Raw genomic sequence first — 5,739 nt, forward strand, 5'->3', positions numbered from 1 at the left:
GGTCCAACCAGTACGACCTCAAGCTCCAGACCGCGGGCATCAACCTGGGCTTCGACCAGACCGTGATCCGCGGCAATCCCGAGGATCGTAGCTTCTCGGTGATCTACCTCAAGGAAGGCAAAGTCCTCGCGCTCGACTGCGTGAACATGGTCAAGGATTACGTTCAGGGCCGCAAGCTGGTGGAGGCAGGCGCCAAGCCCGATCTCGCTGCGCTGGCGGACAAGGACAGGCCGCTCAAGGAATTGCTGGCGGAGCAATCACCGGCCTGACCTCGATCGATGTCGGAATAGTTTGCGGCCGCCCGGATCGGGCGGCCGCTTTCGTATCAGAACCGGAAGGTTGCATAGGCCGCCGCGTAAAACAGGTCGCGGCCCGGCTTGAACTTCTCCGAAACGTCTCCGTAGATCGTGTAGAAGCCCAGGGTGGTGAACGGGTTCAGCGCATAGCGCCCGGCTGCCGTGGCGCGTTTGCCGAAGAAGCGGGAATCGCTCTCGTCGGCGCTGCGCAATACCTGCCCGCCCAGCGAATAGACGCCATCGTGGATCGAGGTGCGCCAGAGGCCCGCCGCCGAGAAGTCCAGCGTCAGGCGGGCGTTCGGTTGCAGGGTCAGCATCGGCTGGAAGATCGTCAGGTTATGCGGGCCGAGATCGCCGTTGTAGGTGAGGGGCTTGGGGAACAGCGGGCCATAGGTGCCGAGCTTGCCGTCATTCGGATTGCGGTCACCCGAGCCCACGTCCACGCGAAGGGCCAGCTTGGGTTTCCAGCCCGACGCCCAGCCATGGGCCACGGTTCCGGTTACATAGTAGGCGTCGATATCGAGATTTCCGAAGGATCCCCACTGCCGAATCGCCTCGACATCGACGCTCCAGGCATTGGCCTTCCCGGCATAGCGCAAGGAAAGCGTGCGCCGCCGGTCCCGCGCCGCCGCCGCGCTGTCGAAGGCGACACTGGCGCGGTCCGAGGCGACGAACAGCATTTCCGCCCGTGACGAGCGTGGGCCGGAACCGAAATTGCGTCCGGCGTGGAAGCCGGTCAGGTCATAGTCGTGATTGGTTTCGTCATCGAACGTGCCGAGCTTTTCCAGCACGGCATGCCCGGTAAGAAAGCCGCCGTCCCATGGGCCCGTGCTGCCCATGACGCGCAGCAGGTCGAGCGAGCGGCGCGTGTTGGCGCCTTCGCGCATGTCGAACACGGTCTGGTTGCCGATGCCGATTTCCTGACGCCCGAAGCGCGCGGTAATCTTCGCCTGGCCGACCGGCACATGCGCCTCGATGAAGGCCTGGTTGAAATCGAGACGGCCCTCCTCGATCGGCGCCACCACGGAATCGAGGCCGGAGCTGGTGGCATGTTCCAGATCGACGAAGGCGCGGAACAGCCCTTCGATCTGGAGATCGCCCCAGACGCGGGTGCGCTGCTGGAAATTGCCGTCATCGTCCTGCGGCCCCCGGCCCCAGCGCTCACCGATGCGCAGTTCCGGGCGCAGCCGCAGTTCCCCGCCGAGCGTGGCGTAAGTCTTTCCGGCCAGCGGGATGTACTTGAGCCGGGTCCACAGGTTTTCGTCCCTCACCGCGCGGAAGCTGGAGTAATCCTCGTCATGGTTGATCGGCTTGAAGGCGGGTTTGGGCGCCTTGGGCCGGTTCGGCGTTTCCGGCGCCGTTTCGGTGGCGGGCGCCTCCGTTTGCTCTGGAGCGGGAGGCGCGGTCGCCGGAACCGGGGCAGCGGCCGAGGTCAGCGCAAGCGCCATAATATCAAACATTCCTATTCTCCCGAATTTCCTGGCCTGTTCAGGCTCTGATTTTCTGTCGTTGGATTGAGGCGATCAGGTCGCCGCGGCTCGCATCGGGCGTGATGCGAGGGTCTGGAGCAGGTGTACCGACAGCCCGAAGATCAGCCCCCAGAACGCCGATCCCAGCCCGGCAAGCGTCATTCCTGAGGCGCTCACCGCGAATGTCACGAGCGCGCCGTCGCGGCCTTGTTCCGCGCGCAGGGCGGTGCTGAGTGAACTGGAGACGACCGGGAACAGCGCCAGTCCCGCCAGTGCGGCGATCAGGGTCTTCGGCAGGGTCGCGAAAAGCGCCAGCACCGTGGCGGCGAAAGCGCCGAAGAGCAGATAGGTCACGCCGCCCGCGATCCCGGCGAGGTAGCGCTTGCGGGGATCGGGATGGGCATCGGGGCCAAGGCAGATGGCCGCCGTGAAGGCCGCCAGGTTGAGGCCGTGGCAGCCGAACGGTGCCAGCAGGATCGAACCGATCGCGCTGGCCGAGACGATCGGCCGCGCCGAAGGTTCGGCGTAACCGGCCGCCCGCAGCACCGCGATGCCGGGAAGGAACTGCCCGGTCAGCGCGACCACGGCCAGGGGCAGGGCGATGTTGGCCGTCGCCGCCCAGTCGAACCGAGGCGTCGTCCACACCGGCAGGGTCAGACGGGGCGTGCCGATCGTGCCCGTAAGGCCGCCGTCTAGCATGGTCAGCGCAAGTCCCGTCGCCAGTACCGCGACGACGGCATAGCGCGGTGCCAGCACCCTTCCGGCGAAAAAGGCGGCGATCATTGCGATGACCATGAGCGGCGCGGAAGGCACCGCGCCCACCATGTCGATCACGAAGCGGAAGAGGATGCCCGCCAGCATGGCCGCCGTGATCGCGGCGGGCAGGCGGCGCATCAGCCGGTCGAAGGTGCCGGATAGGCCGACCGCGAGAACCGCGAGATTGGCGACGATATAGGCGCCCACCGCCGTCGCGAAGTCGGTCTGCGGCAGCATCGTCACCAAGAGTGCCGATCCCGGCGCGGACCAGGCGATAACGATCGGCACGCGCCAGCGCCAGCTGAGGACTATGCCAAGCACGCCGCTGCCGATCGAGATCGCCCAGATCCACGAGGCGACAAGCTCGGGTTTCAGCCCTTGCGCGGCCTGGAACACGATCACCAGTGGGCCGGCATAGGAAATGGTGGTGGCGATTATCCCGGCGATCATGGCCGGGATAATCGATGTCTGCCGCGTCGTCATGGTCATCCGTTCAGGCCGCGAGGGCGTAGTCCGGCCGGATGCGCTGTTGACGGCGGCTCACCATATAGAGTGCGGTGGCCAGCACCGAGACGAGGCCGGGAACGGCGAAGGCGATGAAATTGAGCATCATCGGCAATTGCGCCGCCAGCAGGAGCCCGCCGAGCATGGGGCCGACGATCGCGCCTACGCGGCCCATCCCGGAAGCCCACCCGAGCCCGGTGGAGCGCACCGAAAGCGAATAGAACTCCGCGACGCTGGCATAGAGCAGGATCTGCGTGCCCGTGGTGCCCGCACCGGCGATGAAGATCAGCACATAGAGCACAGGCATCGTGCTGTTGAGACCGAGCAGGGCAATGCAGAGCGCGCCGAGGGCGAAGTAGGCCATGACCACGCGGGGCAGTCCGAACCTGTCGGCAAGGCGCCCGCCCGCGATGGCGCCGAACATGCCGCCGAAGTTGAGCGCCAGCAGGAACGAGAGGCTCGATCCCAGGCTGTACCCGGCGCTGCGCATCAGCTGCGGCAACCAGGAGCCCAGCGCGTAGACCATGAGCAGGCAGCAGAAGAAGCACAGCCACATGGAAAGCGTGCCGAGGGTCCGGCCGTGACGAAACAGTTCCGACACCGATGCACGGTCTCCGGCCGAGGCGTCCTGATAGACCAGCCTGCCGCTGCTCGCCGCATCGGGCGACAGACGCTGTAGAATGCTACGCGCTCGGTCCTGCTCCCCCTTGCGGATCAGGAAGCCGATCGATTCCGGCAGTCCGCGCAGGACCACCGGCAGCAGAACGAGCGGGACGGCAGCGGCGAAGAACATCGCCTGCCAGCCGAACAGCGGCAGCAGCCAGATGCCGAGGCCCGCCGCGAGCATGCCGCCGACCGCATAGCCGCTGAACATGAGCGCTACGAGTGTGCTGCGCATCCGCTTCGGCGCGTATTCGTTGGTGAGCGCTACGGCATTGGGCATCAGTCCGCCGCAGCCAAGGCCCGCCACGAAACGGAGCAGGCCGAAGGTGGTCGGCGTGGTCGCGAAGCCGTTGACGAAAGTTGCCGCGCTGAACAGCGTGAAGCAGATGGTGATGCATTTCTTGCGGCCGATGCGATCGCCCATCGGTCCGAACACAAGCGCACCGGTCATCATGCCGAACAGCGCCCAACTGGCCAGCGAACCGGCCTGCGGTGCTGTCAGATTCCAATGCTCCATCAATTGTGGCAGCACGACGCCATAAATAAATACGTCGTACCCATCGACGATAAGAAGAAGTGCGCAGGCGATTATTATCTTGAGGTGGAAATTACTGAAGCCCGTTTGATCGACACAGCGACCTACATCGATATCACGCATATCGACTCCCTCTCCCATTTCACATTGTGTGATTTTCAGGAAGCGTGGCCGACTTGTGCCATTTCAACAAATACCGATTGAGTCGGGTCATGATACGCGCAGGGTATGGCTTCGCGGGCGTCGCGTATCGATTGTCATGGCGGACCTGCGGCCATGCTCCATCTTCGCAATGGCGGCCGGAATGCAACATATCGGCTAAAAAAGTCTGCCTCGTTCACCATTGTGTTGCAATCGATTCTCAATAGCTGCATGCCGCGTGCAATTGGAACCTGCACCGTCACGCTGTGCAGGACATGTTTCGGGGAATTTTCATGTATCTTGCTCGCTTCGGCGTTCCCGCTCTCCTGGCTTCGACGGCCATCTGCACGGCCACCGCGCATGCGCAGTCCTCGCAGGCGGCCCCGGAAACGTCGGAGGAAATCCTCGTCTCCGCCCAGCGCCTGAACCAGACCCAGGTCAGCGGCAGCGGCAGCGTGGGCGTGCTGGGCGACAAGGCGGCCGAGGATATCCCGTTCAACTTGCGCGCCTACAACGAAGCGCTGATCCTCAACCAGCAACCCGATACGCTGGGCGAAGTGCTCGAAAACGATCCCACGATCCGCACCACTTTGGGCTTCGGGATCGCGGGGGAAGTCTTCGTCATTCGCGGGTTTGAACTTGCATCCGACGATGTCGGCTTCGACGGTCTCTACGGGATTACCCCGCGCCAGCTGGTGGCCCCGGAACTGTTCTCGTCAGTCCAGGTCATCAACGGCGCCAGCGCCTTCCTCAACGGTGCGGCTCCGGGAGGCAGTGGTATCGGCGGCAGCGTGAACCTGCTGCCGAAGAAGGCGGACCGCGACATGATCCGCGCGACCGTTGGATATACATCGGATTCGCACTTTTCCGGTGCGCTCGACGTGGCCCGGCGCTTCGGCGAGAACGGCGAATGGGGCGTTCGCGTGAACGGATCGGCGCGCCGGGGCGACGTGGCGATCAATGACGAATTCCATTCCAGCTACGCGGTCGGCGGCACGGTCGACTACGACAGCGGACCGCTCCGCGCGATGCTCAATGTGAACTACCAGCGCCTGCGCCAGTCGAACTGGCGTCCGAAAGTGGCGATCGGTTCGGTGATTCCGCGCGTGCCGAAGGCCGATGCCAATTACTCGCAGCCCTGGAGCCTGATCAAGACAACGGACTTCTTCGGCACGTTCAGCGTGGAATACGATCTCGCCGACAATGCCATGCTCTACGCGAAAGTTGGCGCGCGTGACGGCAAGGAAGACCAGACCACCGCCAGCATCACGCTTCTCGATCCGGCGACCGGTGCTGCGACCGGCAGCGGCTCTTAGAGCCCGATCCAAAAGTTGTTGAGCAATACCAGCATGTTATGATTCACGCCGTCCTTGCG

The 5,739-nt window shown here is 64.3% G+C and carries 5 protein-coding genes; 2 read left to right on the forward strand and 3 right to left on the reverse strand.

Features of this window, described 5'->3' with window-relative positions:
- Positions 1 to 269 (forward strand): oxidoreductase C-terminal domain-containing protein (locus tag NTCA1_RS27740; RefSeq protein WP_305081002.1); only part of this gene is annotated, 269 nt, incomplete at its 5' end.
- A gap of 56 nt (positions 270 to 325) precedes the next feature.
- On the opposite strand, the gene NTCA1_RS27745 is transcribed toward NTCA1_RS27740, so the two are convergent.
- From NTCA1_RS27745 to NTCA1_RS27755, 3 genes are all read right to left on the reverse strand, one after another.
- On the reverse strand, positions 326 to 1,756 hold the full coding sequence (locus tag NTCA1_RS27745) for an alginate export family protein (RefSeq protein WP_159832454.1): 1,431 nt from the start codon (positions 1,754 to 1,756) through the stop codon (positions 326 to 328).
- Positions 1,757 to 1,819: 63 nt separating this feature from the next.
- Positions 1,820 to 3,010 carry a benzoate/H(+) symporter BenE family transporter gene (locus NTCA1_RS27750; protein ID WP_236549619.1) on the reverse strand — a complete coding sequence of 397 codons (1,191 nt, stop codon included), beginning with the start codon at positions 3,008 to 3,010 and terminating at the stop codon, positions 1,820 to 1,822.
- Between the two features lie 4 nt (positions 3,011 to 3,014).
- Positions 3,015 to 4,364: an aromatic acid/H+ symport family MFS transporter gene (locus NTCA1_RS27755; RefSeq protein WP_306439322.1), complete on the reverse strand. Its 1,350-nt coding sequence runs from the start codon at positions 4,362 to 4,364 to the stop codon at positions 3,015 to 3,017.
- A 293-nt stretch (positions 4,365 to 4,657) separates the two neighbouring features.
- Between NTCA1_RS27755 and NTCA1_RS27760 the strand changes: the two genes are divergently transcribed.
- Positions 4,658 to 5,680, forward strand: coding sequence for a TonB-dependent receptor plug domain-containing protein (locus tag NTCA1_RS27760; protein WP_236549620.1), 1,023 nt, complete (start codon positions 4,658 to 4,660; stop codon positions 5,678 to 5,680).
- Positions 5,681 to 5,739: the final 59 nt, after the last annotated feature.

It is taken from the genome of Novosphingobium sp. TCA1 (assembly GCF_009811895.1).
Lineage (GTDB): Bacteria > Pseudomonadota > Alphaproteobacteria > Sphingomonadales > Sphingomonadaceae > Novosphingobium > Novosphingobium panipatense_A.